15 protein-coding genes are annotated in these 16145 nt (G+C 56.1%); 6 read left to right on the top strand and 9 right to left on the bottom strand.

Translation table 11 applies throughout. The features are described 5' to 3' along the window. Window positions 1-154, top strand: a 154-nt coding sequence (locus tag WFM49_RS17840; protein WP_336974696.1) for an isochorismatase family protein, incomplete at its 5' end; no start/stop codon positions are given. 123 nt (window positions 155-277) lie between these two features. Here the strand turns inward: WFM49_RS17840 and WFM49_RS17835 are convergent. The 3 genes from WFM49_RS17835 to WFM49_RS17825 all read right to left on the bottom strand — a co-directional run bounded on the left by WFM49_RS17835 (window position 278) and on the right by WFM49_RS17825 (window position 5064). Beyond that, complete coding sequence (locus WFM49_RS17835) at window positions 278-3580, bottom strand: autotransporter outer membrane beta-barrel domain-containing protein (RefSeq protein ID WP_336974694.1); 3303 nt, start codon at window positions 3578-3580, stop codon at window positions 278-280. 807 nt (window positions 3581-4387) lie between these two features. Further along, complete coding sequence (locus tag WFM49_RS17830) at window positions 4388-4807, bottom strand: type II toxin-antitoxin system VapC family toxin (RefSeq protein ID WP_250756047.1); 420 nt, start codon at window positions 4805-4807, stop codon at window positions 4388-4390. A 2-nt stretch (window positions 4808-4809) separates the two neighbouring features. After that, window positions 4810-5064 carry a type II toxin-antitoxin system prevent-host-death family antitoxin gene (locus tag WFM49_RS17825; protein WP_009454760.1) on the bottom strand — a complete coding sequence of 85 codons (255 nt, stop codon included), beginning with the start codon at window positions 5062-5064 and terminating at the stop codon, window positions 4810-4812. A 159-nt stretch (window positions 5065-5223) separates the two neighbouring features. Here WFM49_RS17825 and WFM49_RS17820 point away from each other — a divergent pair, with 159 nt between their 5' ends. Next, complete coding sequence (locus WFM49_RS17820) at window positions 5224-5838, top strand: nucleotidyltransferase family protein (protein ID WP_250756046.1); 615 nt, start codon at window positions 5224-5226, stop codon at window positions 5836-5838. Here WFM49_RS17820 and WFM49_RS17815 read toward each other — a convergent pair. Together WFM49_RS17815 and WFM49_RS17810 are read right to left on the bottom strand one after the other, a co-directional pair. Continuing rightward, window positions 5835-6575 (bottom strand): flagellar brake protein, encoded by a 741-nt coding sequence (locus WFM49_RS17815; RefSeq protein ID WP_009454764.1) that lies wholly within the window; start codon window positions 6573-6575, stop codon window positions 5835-5837. The two genes, WFM49_RS17820 and WFM49_RS17815, sit on opposite strands and share 4 nt — an antisense overlap. Window positions 6576-6687: 112 nt before the next feature. Then, window positions 6688-7608: a delta(1)-pyrroline-2-carboxylate reductase family protein gene (locus tag WFM49_RS17810; protein WP_336974690.1), complete on the bottom strand. Its 921-nt coding sequence runs from the start codon at window positions 7606-7608 to the stop codon at window positions 6688-6690. Between the two features lie 215 nt (window positions 7609-7823). Between WFM49_RS17810 and WFM49_RS17805 the strand changes: the two genes are divergently transcribed. Next, window positions 7824-8240, top strand: coding sequence for a YidB family protein (locus WFM49_RS17805; protein ID WP_022983226.1), 417 nt, complete (start codon window positions 7824-7826; stop codon window positions 8238-8240). Window positions 8241-8388: 148 nt separating this feature from the next. Here the strand turns inward: WFM49_RS17805 and WFM49_RS17800 are convergent, their stop codons facing one another. Next, window positions 8389-9669, bottom strand: coding sequence for a bifunctional O-acetylhomoserine aminocarboxypropyltransferase/cysteine synthase (locus tag WFM49_RS17800; protein WP_009454769.1), 1281 nt, complete (start codon window positions 9667-9669; stop codon window positions 8389-8391). 273 nt (window positions 9670-9942) lie between these two features. On the opposite strand from WFM49_RS17800, the gene WFM49_RS17795 reads away from it, so the two are divergent. Together WFM49_RS17795 and WFM49_RS17790 are read left to right on the top strand one after the other, a co-directional pair. Next, window positions 9943-12642, top strand: a complete 2700-nt coding sequence (locus WFM49_RS17795; RefSeq protein WP_336974686.1) for an AsmA family protein — start codon at window positions 9943-9945, stop codon at window positions 12640-12642. Beyond that, a complete protein-coding gene (locus WFM49_RS17790; RefSeq protein WP_115634358.1) occupies window positions 12639-13031 on the top strand; it encodes an MOSC N-terminal beta barrel domain-containing protein in 393 nt (130 codons plus the stop codon). Before WFM49_RS17795 ends, WFM49_RS17790 begins: the two co-directional genes overlap by 4 nt. Window positions 13032-13094: 63 nt before the next feature. Here WFM49_RS17790 and WFM49_RS17785 read toward each other — a convergent pair whose 3' ends face one another. The 3 genes from WFM49_RS17785 to rsmD form a co-directional block, all read right to left on the bottom strand. Beyond that, window positions 13095-13352, bottom strand: coding sequence for a YfhL family 4Fe-4S dicluster ferredoxin (locus WFM49_RS17785; protein ID WP_009454772.1), 258 nt, complete (start codon window positions 13350-13352; stop codon window positions 13095-13097). An 85-nt stretch (window positions 13353-13437) separates the two neighbouring features. Further along, window positions 13438-13944 (bottom strand): pantetheine-phosphate adenylyltransferase, encoded by a 507-nt coding sequence (gene coaD / locus WFM49_RS17780; RefSeq protein ID WP_009454773.1) that lies wholly within the window; start codon window positions 13942-13944, stop codon window positions 13438-13440. A gap of 20 nt (window positions 13945-13964) precedes the next feature. Continuing rightward, window positions 13965-14594: a 16S rRNA (guanine(966)-N(2))-methyltransferase RsmD gene (rsmD, locus tag WFM49_RS17775; RefSeq protein ID WP_009454775.1), complete on the bottom strand. Its 630-nt coding sequence runs from the start codon at window positions 14592-14594 to the stop codon at window positions 13965-13967. Between the two features lie 55 nt (window positions 14595-14649). On the opposite strand from rsmD, the gene ftsY reads away from it, so the two are divergent. After that, the gene (gene ftsY, locus WFM49_RS17770; RefSeq protein ID WP_336974680.1) at window positions 14650-16014 is read left to right on the top strand and encodes a signal recognition particle-docking protein FtsY; all 1365 of its coding nucleotides are present in this window, start codon (window positions 14650-14652) and stop codon (window positions 16012-16014) included. Window positions 16015-16145: the final 131 nt, after the last annotated feature.

Below are 16145 nucleotides of genomic sequence, written 5' to 3'. Positions count from 1 at the left end.
CGATGCGATGCAACTGGGTTTCCGTCCCTTGGTGGTATCGGATTGCGTGGGTGACCGTGCGATTGGCCCTCACGAGGCGAACCTGTTCGATATGCGTCAGAAATACGCCACCGTGGCAACGCGTGAAGAAGCGATGAAGTTGATCGGACTTTGATCGAGCGAGTATCGGTGGTCTGCCGCTTGGGGGCAGGCTGTCGGACCTGTGCCCCTGGGAGTCGAACGACTCTCGGGGGCTTTTTTATAGTTGCTGTTCAGGTCCGTGTGAGGCCATCTGTTTTTAAAACGCCCAGCGCAGATTCATCTGTCCTTGCAGCGATGAATACCCGCCTCCGAACTGTGAACTGATGCTGGTGCCAATCGACAGACGCTCACTGCGTTGCCAGGTCAGGCCAGTTCGCAGGCTCATCGTGTCGCGAGGCAGTACGCTATTGCGGGTATTGAACGTCGTATCTGTGGATGCAATGGCGAAACGGGCAGCTTGAGTCAGGTCGCGATCCAGCCATTCGTGATTCCAGCCAATGTCAACGTTCACGGCCAAGTTGCTGCCATCAGCCAGGGGGCGCTTCCATTCTGCCGTCAGCCCCAGGCTGGAGCGCAGGGCGTCTACGCGCTTGCTGTCCAGGTGAAGTCGAGTGGCCGCATTGCCAGATTCGTCGACCGATGGGCGGGACACCAGGGCATAGTTCATGCTGGCAAAGGGTCCGACAGAAAAGGATGGGTCCAACTGCCACAGGTAGCCTGTGCCGGCGTCAATCGACAGATTGCGTCCTGTCCAGTCGGACGAGTGCGTGGCCTGGTGGTCTCCAATGGCAATTTGTCTGCGCATATCGGCTTGTTCCAGACCCAGGCGCAGCCCGCTGAATGCAAAAAGACCTTCCCGAGCACCGGGGCGGTATTGCAGATGGGCAGCCAGACCAAACGCGGTGGCTTTGCTCTTGCCGGAGTACGGGGCATCCGGATTGACCGACAGGTCTGAAATATCCAGCTGCGCTCCCACGGCGAAGTCGGGGGCTGACTCCAGGGCGCGTCCGGCTCCAACGATCAGGCCATAGCTGTTGGCATCGTAGCCAAGCATGGACCCGCGCGTGTTTTGATCGCCACTGGCACCGAATACCAAGGCGTAGCCCTGCCAGTCAGTACCGGGTCGCAGCATGCTTTGGCTCAGGCCTTGGCGGGCGGTTTGCATGATCGAGCGCTCATGCATCAGGGAGCCGGCCATTGCAGCGCTGTAGCCTGCCGGTGAGATCTGGTCCAGGGCGGCGGATATTTGTGAACCGTCGGTAGCGGAGAAGTCGAGCGTCTGGAACAGGCCTTGTGCGGATGCTGGCCCAGCGGCGGCTAGTTTGAACAAGGCTTGGCCAGCTTCTTGCTGGTTCTCGTCGCGGCCATACTGGCTATAGGCATTGTTGGCTCGCGTGGCCGACAAGCGATAGCGTTCATTACCCAAGGGAGCGGCGTCAAATTGCAAGGTGGGTGATACGGAAGCGATTTGAGTGGTGCCGAAGCTGCCGCTGTAGCTGGCTGCTTCCACAAACGAGTTTGTGTCGACGGACCAGGCGTTTTGATACCAGTCGGCGGCGGGCGTCAGTTGCAGCGTGCCGGCCAGGTCAGCATGGCCACTGACGGCGAGGGTGTCATGGCCGCCTTTACCATCAAATTCGGCTAACAGGCGGCCTGTTGCTGTTTGTTGGAAGTTGCCATTTACATTGATGCGTCCGACGGAGTTGCCGGGCGCCAGGGTGCCGGCATTAATCAGAGCATTGCCGCTGGCCAGATCGAAACTGGCATTCCCGCCCAAGGTTGCTGCTTCCTTGATGGTGGCGCTGTGAACCTGCAAGGTGCCGTTCAGTTGCGTTGTGCCGCCGTCAAATGACAGGGCCAGATTGTCTTTGCCGGTGATGTTGCCGGCGTAGCTCAAGAGGAATGTGGCATCGGGCTGATCAATGCTGCGGCCCATCTTGTTGGCAGCCTGACCAAAGGACAGCGTAGTCAGACGCAGCTTGTTGTTGTCGTCGCGTTCTGCGTAATGCGACACTATATCGCCTTCAATTTGTGCGCCTTGCATCAGGTTGATGCGCTCAACGTAGGCATTGTCAGAGATCAGGATGGCCGCTTCTTGACCTGCAACTCGCCCGCTGATGTCGGCTTGTTGAACCAGGGGGCCGTTCAGTTCGGGGAGCAGGGCTTCATTGCTGCCCTCGCTGCTGCGGATGTAGGATCCACGTCGCTCGGTCTCGTTGCCTAGCGAGTTGGTGCCAAAATCAAAACGCAGGCCTACACCCTGAGGGCCGCTAGTCTGGATATCGCCGCGATGAACCAGTGTGTGTCCGCGACCATAGGCAAATTGAACGCCTCGCCCGTTCAAACCATCTGCGTAGATTCTGACGCCTGGGTCGATGACAAGGGTGTTGTTCTCGCCATCGACCCGTATGCCTGCACCGCCTGATCCTGCTGCCAGCAGGTCAGCGGCTTGTCGGACCTGATTATTGCTGCCATAGATATGCAGGCCCAAGCCTAAAGTGGATTGGTTGTACTGACCTGGAAGGTAGTGGGTGCCCTGGGCATTGCGGGCAAAGAAGCCTTGTGTATTCACCAGTTTCAGGCCATCGCCGTAGATCGAGCGCCCGAAGAAGTTGGCCCGGTCAATGGTGTAGCCCAGGTCTTGCAGGACGGCCAGTTCAGCTTCCATGAAGCCCGAATAGTTACGGAAATTCTGGTGGCTCATGACGCTGTTTCGAAGTTCGATGTGGCTCATGAAGTTGTCATCTACGTCGCCGTTTTCCCCCAGTATCTTGACGGGTACGCCCTGCAGGCCTCCAGCCAGGACTTGCTCGATATTGGCACCGACCAGGAAACCCTTGTCCTGCCGCAGATCGAAGGCATCAGGGTCGTAAGAGGTGTTGCAGCCATTGCATAGAACTTTCTGTCCTGCCTGTGCTGGATTACCGTTGTCGTCCCTTAGCAGTTGCGTCCAGCTACTCAGCTGGCTTGTGAAATACGGTCGTATGTCATGGTCATCGCCTCTGTTTTCTACGCTGCTTAAGATACCCAGGCCATGAGCAACTTCGTGAATGGCCGTCAGGAGTACGCTGTCTTTACCGGTCTGGGGTGTTTGTGTAAGCGTCGGTTTTGTTGCGTAGTCGTCTGTGCCCAGGCCAAAAAACCCATGCCCACCTAATGGCAGCGTGCCTGCCGCTGGCGTCAGGCCGAAGATATTTTGCTGCATTTGCGTTAACGCACTTTGGCCGTCATTGGCTTCGGGTGAGCCACCGTAGGCGTTGCCCGACACATTACTCGTACCTATATTGATAATGGTTGGGGGATTGTTACCTTGGGTCTGGAGTATTTCAGCCCAATAGCCCAAGCCGTCAACGATCTCGTTTTTGTAGGCTTCATGACCTTGCCAGCTCCAGTAGGACGTATTGCCCTGGTTGTCGAACGGACCATCGCCAATTTCAAAAAAACGCGCGATAAAGACGGGGCGTCCCGAGGCGTTTTCTATGATTCTGTCTTCCAGGGCTTGAGCAGACAGTGGGGCAATGACAAGCGCCAGGGCGGCACACAGTTTTGTTGGTTTCATTGTTGAGCAGGTGTTGAAGGCGCGAGATATTGTTTGCACTGGATGGCCCCTGAGGTAGAGGAAACAGTTTGATTAGAGTGGGGCGTTCATTGTTGCTGCATCGGGGCAGGGCTGATGAAGGGTGGTGCCTTGGCCTGTGTCGGAAAAATATAGCAGATGTGTCAAATTGATATTGTTGGTTTTAAACCCTTGGTCGGGGTTTTTAAACGGCGTGCATCTGCTCTTTTGAGCTTTGAGTTTTGGGTTAAAGGGTTGCGGGGTTGCCGGGGGAGTCGCTTTTTTTGGGCGGCTTTCTTCTGGACGTGCCGTTGGGCTTTGCGTGAGGCCTGTGGATGGTTTTCTTGTGCGGCCCGGGTACGGCTTGTCTTGGCGGGTCCCTTGCCCACGCTGCGCGTGGGTTCCCTTGTCAGAGTGCCGGGGCGGGCGGGTCGTGAACTCTGAGCGCGGTTTGTCCCCCGGACAAACCGCAAGCGTGCTCCTCAAACAGCACGCCCCTTGCATCCCGCCCCAGCACTCTGCCCGCGGCAAGAGCCCTGACTCGCCCGCCAAGCCGTACCCGGGCCGCACAAGAAAACATGTGACACTGGTTAAAGCCCAAACGGCACTGGGGCGGAGGAAAAGAAACGAGGAGGGTGGGAATTGGAGGGGAAAGTAGTCAGATAGTCAGGAGCGAGTCTGCCGGCCAAGGCCAGGATTGGGAAACTGAGCAGGCCGGAATGGTGACGCTGCTAAGAGATGATATTTGCTGGTGGCCGGGTATCTGAATAGAGGATGCTGGGGGCTGCTGATTTTGGAGAGCTGTTCGGCTCAGTTTTCCCACGGGTTGAGGAGGGTGACAGGGGAACCTTTGAAGTCTTTGGTGTTGCGCGTGACGACGGTCATGTTGTGAACCAGGGCTGTTGCCGCGATCAAGGCGTCCCGTTCGCCCTTCTTGTTTGGAACATGCAATTGGGCACATTGTCGTGCTACCGCTGCATCAATGTTCAAGGTGGCTTGGGAGAATGCGGGTAGCACCTGATTTTCAAACCAATTGCGCAATATGGTTCCCTGGGCGGCATCTTCCCGCTCTTTGCTCAGGATGCCTTGTTCCAGTTCCAGGACGGTAATGACGGATATGTACAGGGTGGCGGCGTTGACGCTGTGAATCCAGGCGGTGACATTTGCATCGGCTTTGCCAGATTTCATTTTCCGTATTTCGGAGACGACGTTGGTGTCCAGAAGGTACATGGTCAGAAATCAACGGGGCGAGTGTTGATGTTGCTATGAGCAGGTTCAAAGTCGATGTCGGCGTCATCGTCTGACATGGCCAATTCATCAATAATGTTGCGGCGCTGCTCGGTCAGTTGCAGGTAATTCTGGAATGTCATTAGCACGTGTGAGGGGCGACCACGATCGGTAATGATGACGGGACCATTGCGCGCGGCTTTTTTGGCCTCACTGGTGGCCTGGTTGAATTCTCGGCTTGAAAGAGTGGTGATAGTCATGATGCACCCTCCTGCGGTATTTGAATGTAGTTATGTTACTACATTGAGTGTTGCTTGGTTTCTTCGTGCTTGTTTCTATCAATAAATTTATCCTGTACGCAGGGGCGTGAAAAGACATGGTGTGACAGAGTAGTCACGTGAGACTGGAGAGGTGAATCAATGGCAGGGCAGCAGCATGTATCTGGGGTGACCGGCATTATTCTGGCGGCAGGCTTGGGGCGGCGGTTTGATCCGTCGGGCCAGCAGTTGAAACTGTTGGCCAAGACTGAAGATGGTAGAACGATGGTGCGCCGCGTCTGTGAGACGGCTTTGTCTGTGCTCGATGAGGTGCTGCTTGTTTGTGATATCCATGAGCAGATTTTGCGTCAGGAGTTGGGTGACTTGCCGATCAGATTTGTTCAGGCACCTGAGGCCATCCGCGGTATGGGTGTTAGCCTGAAAGCCGGTATCCGAGCTAGCAGTCCCCGTTATGGGTATGTTGTTTTGCTGGCGGATATGCCTTGGTTGCGGCCAAGCACTGTAGCGGCAGTGGCCCAGGCTGTGCAGGATGGGGCCGGAATTGTACGCCCCGTTTTTAATGGCCAGCCTGGCAATCCGGTTGGCTTTGGATTGGAGTGGCATCAACCGCTTTTGGAGCTGGCAGACGAGCAGGGTGCGCGCGACTTGTTGCAAGCCAACAAGGATCAGACCTTGTTTGTGCCTTTAGTGGATGAGGGGATCTTGCGCGATGTGGACACCCCCAGCGATTTGGGGATGTCTCAAACATCCAATTAGCCGTGACCGCGCTGTTTGGCGATCTGCTGGCGCTCCAGGCGGCCGATGTAGTGCTGAATTGCCATCTGCGTGGAGGCAGACAGGTCAATGAAGGTACAGCCCAAACGTTGAATCTGTTTGCCATTAGGCAACTGCTGTGTTTCCGTACGCGCTACTTGTAGTGCCACAACAAAAGAACCGGCTTGCGGCAGTTCGAGCAGGGATTCGGTTTTATGCGTGCCGATCACTTCTGCCAGACTTTGCGATTCGTCCACCAAAGACAAGCCGCCACCGCTGATGTCGTGCAGCAGAAAGCTTTTGGATTCGTTATTCAAGCGCAAGATCACCATGGCCGGTTCGCTGACGGGTACGTTGACGCGGAAGAACTCGCGTCGCTGCAAGCGGCGAATGGATTCGGGGATCGGGATCGCCAGGGCTGGCTGACCTTCGTAGGACACGACCTCTGGGGTGGGGCCTTGAAACGTCACCTTGATCTTGTCCAGCGAGGTCTCGAAATGGGTATGTTCGGACTGCAGCAGATTGCGGGTTTTTTCTTCTTTGTTGGCGGTATCAATCACCACCACGTTGTTGTCCAGATCAATATCCAGAATGGTGGTGACAATCCGGTCATTGCCCTGATTGGCTTCCATGTGCAGTAACAGGCCCCCTTTTTCGATAGCCTGTAAAACACGCAGAATTTCAAATTTGGATTGGATCTGATACGGATCGTCTTCGGTGGGAGGGAGCGTAGAAGTCATGGGCAGGGCGGCAAAAAGAGATCGGTAAGTGACTGTAAGGGATTGTACGCGCCAGAGTAACACTCTGGGCGCGCTTTGGCGTGTGAAGTCAGCTAGTTAATAGCCTAAGTATTTAGGCTTGGTTTAAATGTTGCAGGGCGCAGCGTGCTGCTGCCAAATCCCACGCAGCCGAGCCTACCGATTTGAAGAACAAGGGCTTGTCTTTGGGGGCTGGGGTACGCAGCGCCTGGTGAATGCTGTGGACTTGCTCCCAGTCCACGCCGGCCTGGATCAGGTCGCCTGCTTCCTGGCGGGCACCGGCGACATCATCGGCATATAGACGGCTGGCCAGCAAGGTGTGGGCCTCGAACTCGGCCATATCCGGTTGAAAGGCTCCCAAGCCAATCAGCAAGCGATCAAGGCGTGCGGGTTCGTGATACACGGGTGTCAGGCTGGAGGTCAGAGCGATCAGCACATCCGTTTTTTCCGGAACAGCTGTGGTGGCTTGGACCCGGTCCCCGAATCTGGCTTGCAAGGATGTGGCCACAGCCTGTGCACGGTCTGGGTTACGGCCCGTCAGGGTGACGCGTGCTTTGGGGTACAGCGTCATGATGGCATCGCAATGCGCGACAGCCTGTTGTCCGTACCCCAGCAAAGTAATGTGCTCCGGCCCTTGGGGCCACAGGGCTTGAATACCCAGCATGGATACCGCTGCAGTACGGCGTCCGGATAGGGTGGGTGCATCCAGAATCAGTAGCGGCAAACCGTTCTGGGCGTCGTAGATGCTGACCAGGCCCTGGATACTGCCCAGTTCCTGCTGCTGGTTGTCCAGCATCACATTAGCCAGTTTATGAACACCTATATCGTGTGAAACCGCTGGCATGGACAGCATTTTCCCCGTTTTGGGATAGTCCAGAACCTGACGGGTTGGGGCGACGATAGTGCCAGCAGCATACTGGGCCATGGCTTTGCCTAGCTGGGCGACCAGTTCAGGATAAGGCAGGGCACGAGCAGTCTCTTCAGAGGACAGGACGGTATAGGAAGTTTGCGTCATTCCAGGGTCTCCATGGAGTCGGTCTGTGGGGGATGCCGGACTATTGAGAAACCAGTGTAGCGTAGGCCCAGCCCAGGGCAATAGGGCCTTTCCGCCAGTGATCTATTGACCCACCTTGACAATTAATCCGCCCCGCCTGGCGGCCTGTCGCGGCATAATGAGGCCTGATATCAGCACCTGCCCACGCGCGGTGCCGTGCATTGGGGAGAAAAATAATGAGTTTGCTTAATTCTGTTGTGTCGGCCTTGTCGGCTACGGATTCCAAATCCAAAGAGCAGGGCGCTTTGTTGCCCGCCCTGATTCAAGTCATCAGCAGCTATCCAGGCGGTTTGAGCGGCCTGATCGAGCGTTTTCGCTCGGGTGGTTTTGGTGATGTGGTGTCGTCCTGGATTTCGCAGGGCAGCAATCAGGAAATCGGCCAGCAGGATTTGCTGGGCGTGATGGGGCAACCGGCCATCAAGCAATTGGTGGACCTGTCGGGTTTGAATCAGCAAAGCGTGCTGGATAATCTGAAGATCATGCTGCCGTCCTTGATCAATCAAGCCAGCCCCAATGGTCAGTTTGACCCATCTCACATTACCGATGCCAGCAGCCTGCTGGGTGGTTTGACGCAGTTGTTTCGCAAGTCCTGATTCTCTTGCGTCCGTGACACGGTCTGTCTGACGGCCGTATTGCCAAGAATGAAAAAAGCCTGGAATCGGTATTGCACCGACTCCAGGCTTTTTTGCTTGATGCCGAAAAACCTGTACAGCAATTCCGGCCTGTACAGGTTTTTGGGTCTTAGCCGCGTGCCGCTGCTTCCAGAGCTTGTTCCAGATCGGCCAGAATGTCGTCGATGTGTTCCAGGCCAACGGACAGACGCACCATGTCTTCGCTCACGCCTACGGCGGCCAGTTCTTCGGCATTGAGCTGACGGTGAGTTGTGCTGGCAGGGTGGCAAGCCAGGGATTTGGCATCACCAATATTGACCAGACGCAGCACCAGGTTCAGCGCGTCGATAAAGCGAGTACCGGCTTCAATGCCGCCCTTGATACCAAAGGACAAAATCGCCGCAGGCTTGCCACCCATATAGCGCTTGGCCAGTTCATGATCCGGATGGTCAGGCAAACCGGCGTACTTCACCCAGGACACTTGTGGGTGCTTGTTCAGATACTGGGCTACTTTCAGGGCGTTTTCTGTATGACGCTCCATGCGCAGAGGCAGGGTTTCGATGCCTTGCAGGATCTGGAAAGCGCTCAAGGGGGCCAGGGCAGCGCCGGTATTGCGCAGCGGAGCCACGCGGCAGCGGCCGATGAAGGCGGCTGGGCCAAAGGCGTCGGTATAGACCACGCCGTGGTAGGACGGGTCAGGCGTATTCAGGATGGCAAAGCGATCTTTGTGCTCGGCCCAGGGGAACTTACCGGAGTCCACGACCATGCCCGCAATGGTGGTGCCGTGACCGCCCATGTATTTGGTCAGCGAGTGCACGACAATGTCGGCACCGTGCTCGATAGGACGGCACAGGGCAGGCGAGGCCACGGTATTGTCTACAATCAGGGGTACGCCATGGCGGTGAGCGGCATCGGCCAGTGCACGGATATCGATGATGTTGCCAGCCGGGTTGCCGATGGTTTCGCAGAACACGGCACGAGTGCGGTCGTCGATCAGGGCTTCCAGTGCTTCGATATCATTGGGTTGGGCAAATTTGACGGTAATGCCCTGGCGCGGGAAGGAGTGCGCGAACAGGTTGTAGGTGCCGCCGTACAGTTTACTGACGGACACAATGTTGTCGCCGGCCTCTGCAATCGTTTGGATAGCATACGTGATGGCTGCCATGCCAGAGGCTACTGCCAAGCCCGCAATCCCGCCTTCCAGTGCTGCCACGCGCTCTTCGAGCACGGCATTGGTCGGGTTCATGATGCGGGTGTAAATATTGCCGGGCACCTTCAGGTCAAACAGATCCGCGCCGTGTTGCGTATTGTCGAAAGCGTAGGAAGTGGTCTGGTAAATCGGAACAGCAACGGCTTTTGTGGTCGGATCAGGCTGGTAGCCAGCATGAATGGCGAGAGTCTCTAGTTTCATGGTTAATTCTGGAATTGATGATCAAGTGGCTTATATAAGACAAAGCAAGCATAACCCCTGTATGTAGAGAAAAGCATCTAAGGGTGCAGACATTAATACTATGCTTTTATTTCTTTTGGTAATAATGGCGAATTACTGACAACAGGCTCTGCTTTTTAAAGTGCGGGTGGATATTTCTTATTTTCGTTACTTCGCAATGGCCCGACATGGGTTAGCATTTCGTATCCGGGCAGATGGCGTGTTGCATCCTGCCCCGAGGTCCTAGAGGCTTACATGAAAGTATGGTTTAAGCGGGGCTTATTCAGCCTCGTCGTTTTAGCTATTGTCACGGTGGTAGGCGGGGCGATTTTCCTGCTGACATTCAATCCCAATTCGTACAAGCAGAAGCTGGCTGACATCGTCCAGCAAAAGTATCAGCGTACGCTCAAGATTGACGGTGATATCGAACTTTCTTTATTTCCCCGCATTGGCCTGTCCGTGCAGGGGCTGTCCCTGTCTGACCGTAATTCGGAAGATCCTTTCGCTTCTTTGGAAAGCGCCCGGTTTGCGGTGGCCTTGTGGCCTTTGATCAATAACCGCCTGGTGGTGGACCACGTTGCTGTTACCGGCTTCAAAGCCTGGATTGTGCGCGATGAGGAAGGCAAGCTGAATTTTGACGACTTGCTGCAAGCCCCGCCTGCCGGCCCTCACCTTCCCCTTGCCCGCTCGGGCGTATCCTTGTTGCCCGCAGCACAAGCTGCCGAGGCTCCTCAGACAGCCGAGCCTGCACCCGAGTCCTTGCCCGTTCCCGAGTTGATTGCCAAGCGCTCGGGTAGCGAAACGGATTTCCAGATTGATATTGCGGGTCTGAGTCTGAAGGGTGGTGAGATTCATTACTTCAGCAAACGCAGCAATGTAATTGGCCGTTTGTTGCAGCTGGAAGTGAACACGGGCCGCATGACGTTTGGTCAGCCTTTTGATGTGGCTTTCAAGAGCCGCTTGTCGGGGGACTATCCCGTGGCGGATGGTGTGCTGGAAGGGCAAGGGCAGCTGAGACTGGACCCTGCTTCCAAATCCTACGGCGCGCAAAAGCTGAACTTGAGCTTTGTCGGTGATCTGGACCAGTTGCAGGCACAAAGCCTGACTCTTAAGGGCAATGTGGCCTACAAGTCGGCCCAACGCCAGTTCAGCGCCACCAATCTGGATACCCAATTGCAAGGTCAGTGGTTGGGCGCTTATCCGGTTAGTGATCTGAATGCCACGTTGAATACGCCCAAGATGGAAATCGACAGCGTCAGCGACCTGGTGTCTTTCGAGAAGCTGGCTTTGCGTGTTCGTGGCAAAAATGAAGATCAGAATCTGGATCTGGCCCTGGACGTGCCTCGTATACAGGTATCGCCTGCCCAGGCTGAAGGCTCGCCTGTCGTTGCCAGCCTGAAAGTCAGCGGCCCCAAGGTCCTGGGTTTGGGTTTGACGTTGCAAGGCTTGTCCGGTAACAGCCAGGAATTGATATTTGAGCAGGCCAAGCTGGACGGCGCCATCAAGCAAGGCAGCCGTGTGGCGCAATTGAAGGCCAGTTCCCCCATGCAGTGGCAGCCATCGAATGAGTGGCTGCGTCTGCCCGAGGTTAAAGCCAATATCCGCGTGGAAGACGAGGCCGACGCAGGTAGCCGGTTCGAGATGCCGCTGACGGGTCAGGCAGACCTGAACAAAGGCAAACAAGAATACAGTGCGCAGCTAAGCAGTAGCACCGAGCAGGCTCAAGGCAGTCTGGATGTGAGCTTGCAAGATAAGGGTAAAGGGCCGTTGCTGAACGCGGTACTCAAAGCGGACAAACTGGACCTGGACGAACTGCGTTCGATTTTCTGGGTGACAGCCCCCGAAGTGGTGACCCCACCGGAGCCGGAGCCAGAGGCTGAAGCGCCGGAAGTCGCTACCGAGCAGGAGCCGGCTGCAGAGGGGACTGAACAAGCCGAGCAGCCCAAGGCAGAGCAGGCTCCCGCAATCGAAGAAGTGGTTGAAGAAGCCTCCTCTTACGCTTGGCTGGATACGCTCAGCTTTGATCTGCGTTTTGAAATCGAAAAGCTGCGCAGCCTGGGTGTAGTGATGGATCAGGTGAAAGCTCAGGTCAAGAACCAGGGTCAGTTGATCAATTTGTCGCAGTTCAATGCGCAGGCGTATGAAGGTCAGCTTCAGGCCAAGGCCAAGGTTGAGCCCGGCAAGCGCTTCGAATTGGGCCTGAAGTTGCAGCAAATGCAGGTCGGTTCGCTCTTGCTGGATGCGTTCGGCAATGACTACCTGGCAGGCAAGGGCAATGTGGATCTGAACCTGAAGGCTCAAGGTGCCACAAGCCAGGAGCGTCTGAATGCTCTGGAAGGTGGCCTGACGGTCGATTTGCATGACGGCAGCTGGCGCAGCGTTGATCTGGACCAGAGCGTGCGCGATATCAACGAAGCCGTGCGCAATGCCTTTGGCGGTCAGATTCCTTTGCTGCTGCCCCAGTCCGATCCTTTGCGCCGCACGGTGTTGAACCGTTTACAGGGCAGTCTGGATATCAAGAAAGGGCAAGCGACTTTCCGTAATTTACGGGCCACCACCCCGATTCTGACGGTGACAGCGGCTAAAGGCGCCACGCTGGATTTGGTAAATCAACAAGCAGATGTGACTTTGCAGGCTCGCCTGAACCACAACAATCTGGCCGTGGAAGAGCGCAAGTCCTTCCAGGACCTGCGCAATGTGCTGATTCCTATCCATATCTCCGGTCCCTGGACAGGGCTGTCCTACCAGATTCAGTGGAAAGACATTGCCAGCAACTCCATCAAGAAGGCACTGCAAGACGGTTTGCTGGATTTGTTGAGCCAACAAGCGTCAGAAGCTAAAGCAGAGTCCACCCCCGATGTGAAGTCCGAGGTGAAGCAGATCATCAAGGAAGAGTTGGGGGCCAAGGTTCCACAAACCGTGGGCGAAGCCATGAAGCAGTGGTTCAAGCCATGAGCACAAGTTCAGCGTTAAGTTCGCCTGACCAGACGGTTTGCCTGTTGCAAGGCGGCCCGTCCCTTAGTGACGGCAAGGCACTGGCCTGCAAGGGGCGATGGGTGCTGGGGAACGATCAGGGGCAGGTCCTGGCCGCCGATGCGCTGCCTGCTTTGGCCGAGCTCAGTATGGAACTGCGTTTTGGCCAGCTGGTGTTGCGCGCTCCGGGCATGTTGCGCCTGGATATTGAAGTGGATGTTATTGAAGACGATCCGGATTCCTTTTCCCTGTGGCAGGAAAATGGGCAATCCGTGCAATTGGTAGACGAAGGGGATTTGCCTGCCCAGTGGTTCAGCCGCTATACAGGCCAGTCGCTGCGTCTGTTAAAGCGTTTGCCCCAGGCTGAGTAAGCTGTCTGCGCGGTGATCCCTATAGAACAAGCCCTGCTCATGGCAGGGCTTTTTTTATTCTATTTATGTCGTAGGTTCGGACTGTAGCCGGTGATAGCGGGCAAGCAGCGTTTCCTGGCTTTCCTGGTGCTGGGGGTGAACCTCGATACATTCGACCGGGCACACTACCACACACTGCGGCTCATCAAAGTGGCCGACGCATTCTGTACACAGGTTGGGATTGATCTCGTAGATCTCCTCGCCCATGTAAATAGCCAGGTTAGGGCACTGCGGCTCACAAACGTCGCAGTTAATGCATTCTTCAGTAATGTGCAGTGCCATAGCGCAGTGTCCTGATAAGCGTGGTCCTTGGATTTGACCAGTCGGTCACCCTACAGTGTAGTACGGACCGCTGCGCAGGGCGAGTTCAGGTGGCTGAAACCGTTTGCTGATTGCGTTCCTTGGCTTTGGTTTGCAGCCAACGCTCCACGGACGGGAACACAAATTTGCCTACATCACCACCCAAAATGGCAATTTCGCGCACGATGGTGCCGGAGATGAACTGGTACTGATCCGAAGGAGTCATGAACATGGTCTCGACTTCGGGCAGCAGGTGACGGTTCATGCCCGCCATTTGAAATTCGTACTCAAAATCGGACACGGCGCGCAGGCCACGTACGATAACGCGACCATTTTGTTCGCGTACAAAGTCCTTGAGCAGGCCGGAAAAGCTTTTCACTTCCACGTTTGGATAGTGGCTGAGCACTTCGGAGGCGATCTCAACACGCTCTTCAACGGTGAAGAAAGGGCGCTTGTTCTGGCTGGAGGCCACACCGACCACAACGTGATCGAAAAGGTTGGCGGCTCGCCGGACCAAGTCTTCATGGCCTCGTGTCAGGGGGTCGAAGGTGCCGGGGTAAACAGCTGTGATCATGGTGCATCCGCGTAAGTGGTTCAAGTTGGCAGGTCGGAGTCCGGGGGGAGCGGTGCAGGCGTCCCGGAAAATTCGGCATTATTGACTGTTTTTTGCATCGCAGCAAATCGCAACAAATGATAATGTACCTGCCCTGCCTTATCCTGTCGTAGTATCCCGTATTGATCTGGGGCTTGTATAGGGGTTTCGGACTCAATGTAAACCAGTGCGTCCGGTGCCAGCACATTGGGCAGCAAGGGCCAGATACGTTCCATCCAGTCCTGCGCAAAAGGCGGGTCTATGAAGACCAGATCGTAGCGCATCTGGCTGCGCTCCAGAATATGGAGGGCGTCGCCCGCATGGATACGGACGTGGTCTGCCTTGAGTTTGGTACGCAGGCTGCGCAAATTGCTGACAGCGGGTCCGTGGCGTTCCACCATTTGTACAAAGGCGACACCGCGCGAGGCCGCTTCAAAGCCCAAGGCTCCGCTACCGGCAAACAGATCCAGCACGTTCTTGTCGCTGAACTGACCGCCCCAGAAGTGGTTAAGCCAGTTAAACAGCGTTTCGCGCACACGATCCGGGGTGGGCCGCAGACCGGGTGCATCGACGACTGAAATCGGTGTGCGGCGGTAATCACCACCTACAATACGGACAGCATGTTTTCTCATTAGCGCTTTGATCGGATAATGTGGTCATTCAACAGAATTTTCTAGTGTAAATCGTATGTTCAGTTTTTTTAAAAGAAAGAAGGCCAAGCCAGAGCCACAAGTCACTCAAACGGAGCTGACCGAGCCGCTTTCTCCTGCCCCGTCTCAGCCCCAGGCTGACGCGGCAGATGCATCCCCCGCTGTATCGCAGGAGCAAAGCACGCCGGTTCAAACGCCGGTGGCCTCGCCTGCTGTGGCTTTGGATAGCCAGGCAGCCAGTCAGGCTGAACATCGCGCTGCTTCCGAGTCTACGCCCACGCAGCCAGAGGTGCCACAACCGGCCCCGGCCAGTGTCCCGACCCCAGAGCCTGCCCGTGTCCACGAGCCGCAAGTGCAGCCTGTACCTGAACCCGAGATACAGCCGACTCCTGAACCGGAGCCAGAGATTGTTCCAGTTCCTGCGCCACAGCCTGAACCAGCTCCTGCCCCGACGCCAGAGCCAGAAGCCGCCGCGCCTGTGGTGAAAACTTCCTGGATGGCACGCTTGAAGCAGGGCTTGTCGCGTACAGGCCAGAGCCTGAGCAGTCTGTTCGTCGGTGCCAAGGTTGATGAAACCTTGTTCGAGGAACTGGAAGACGCCTTGCTGATGGCAGACGCGGGTGTTGAGGCTACCGAGAAACTGATTACCGCCTTGCGTGCTCGTGTCCGTAAAGAAAAAGTCAGCGATGCGGCCCAGGTCAAACAGATCCTGTGTGACATCCTGACCGATCATTTGAAGCCCCTGGAGAAATCCTTTCCTTTGGAATCGAGCAAACCACTGGTAGTCATGATTGCCGGGGTGAATGGTGCAGGTAAAACCACGTCTATCGGTAAGTTGGCTCACACCTTCCAGGAGCAGGGCGCAAAAGTCTTGTTGGCCGCCGGTGATACCTTCCGTGCTGCCGCTCGTGAACAGCTGATTGAATGGGGCACCCGCAATAACGTCAGTGTTATTGCTCAAGACGGTGGTGACCCCGCCGCGGTGGCGTTTGATGCTGTGCATGCAGGCCGTGCCCGCGATATGGGCGTGGTCATGGTGGATACCGCCGGCCGTTTGCCAACCCAGCTTCACCTGATGGAAGAGCTCAAGAAGATCAAGCGCGTCATCGGCAAGGCCGATGGTCAGGCTCCTCATGAAATTCTCTTGGTTGTGGACGGCAATACCGGCCAGAACGCCATTTCCCAGATCCGTGCCTTTGATGCGGCCTTGGGGCTGACTGGCCTGGTGGTTACCAAGCTGGACGGTACGGCTAAAGGCGGGACGCTGGCTGCCGTTGCTGCCTGTGCGCAAGGCGTACGTCCTATTCCGGTGTACTGGATTGGCGTGGGCGAGGGCATGCAGGATCTGCAAGCCTTTGTGGCCCGTGAGTTTGCGTCGGCCTTATTGGGCATGAACGCTTAAATCCAAGTTTGGCTGTCAAAAAAGCGGCGATGCCTGTAAAGACATCGCCGCTTTTTTATCCCCGGGCCGACCAGGAAAAGAGCGCTACGCAGTAGCAAGCAAAGGCTCAGTGCACAGTGGGCTTTTCAGTG

The sequence above is a fragment of the Alcaligenes sp. PF14 genome, from assembly GCF_037150615.1.
Taxonomy (GTDB): domain Bacteria; phylum Pseudomonadota; class Gammaproteobacteria; order Burkholderiales; family Burkholderiaceae_B; genus Alcaligenes; species Alcaligenes phenolicus.
The sequence above is the reverse complement of the archived record's forward strand: the minus strand, read 5'-3'. Positions and strand labels throughout refer to the sequence as shown.

What these genes read in the sequence shown, in the direction of transcription:
- WFM49_RS17795 (WP_336974686.1), top strand. Translation starts at nt 9,943, where the DNA reads ATGAAAGTATGGTTTAAGCGGGGCTTATTCAGCCTCGTCGTTTTAGCT.
- coaD (WP_009454773.1), bottom strand. Translation starts at nt 13,944, where the DNA reads ATGATCACAGCTGTTTACCCCGGCACCTTCGACCCCCTGACACGAGGC.
- WFM49_RS17805 (WP_022983226.1), top strand. Translation starts at nt 7,824, where the DNA reads ATGAGTTTGCTTAATTCTGTTGTGTCGGCCTTGTCGGCTACGGATTCC.
- WFM49_RS17835 (WP_336974694.1), bottom strand. Translation starts at nt 3,580, where the DNA reads ATGAAACCAACAAAACTGTGTGCCGCCCTGGCGCTTGTCATTGCCCCA.
- WFM49_RS17785 (WP_009454772.1), bottom strand. Translation starts at nt 13,352, where the DNA reads ATGGCACTGCACATTACTGAAGAATGCATTAACTGCGACGTTTGTGAG.
- WFM49_RS17810 (WP_336974690.1), bottom strand. Translation starts at nt 7,608, where the DNA reads ATGACGCAAACTTCCTATACCGTCCTGTCCTCTGAAGAGACTGCTCGT.
- WFM49_RS17800 (WP_009454769.1), bottom strand. Translation starts at nt 9,669, where the DNA reads ATGAAACTAGAGACTCTCGCCATTCATGCTGGCTACCAGCCTGATCCG.
- WFM49_RS17825 (WP_009454760.1), bottom strand. Translation starts at nt 5,064, where the DNA reads ATGACTATCACCACTCTTTCAAGCCGAGAATTCAACCAGGCCACCAGT.
- WFM49_RS17790 (WP_115634358.1), top strand. Translation starts at nt 12,639, where the DNA reads ATGAGCACAAGTTCAGCGTTAAGTTCGCCTGACCAGACGGTTTGCCTG.
- WFM49_RS17820 (WP_250756046.1), top strand. Translation starts at nt 5,224, where the DNA reads ATGGCAGGGCAGCAGCATGTATCTGGGGTGACCGGCATTATTCTGGCG.
- ftsY (WP_336974680.1), top strand. Translation starts at nt 14,650, where the DNA reads ATGTTCAGTTTTTTTAAAAGAAAGAAGGCCAAGCCAGAGCCACAAGTC.
- WFM49_RS17830 (WP_250756047.1), bottom strand. Translation starts at nt 4,807, where the DNA reads ATGTACCTTCTGGACACCAACGTCGTCTCCGAAATACGGAAAATGAAA.
- rsmD (WP_009454775.1), bottom strand. Translation starts at nt 14,594, where the DNA reads ATGAGAAAACATGCTGTCCGTATTGTAGGTGGTGATTACCGCCGCACA.
- WFM49_RS17815 (WP_009454764.1), bottom strand. Translation starts at nt 6,575, where the DNA reads ATGACTTCTACGCTCCCTCCCACCGAAGACGATCCGTATCAGATCCAA.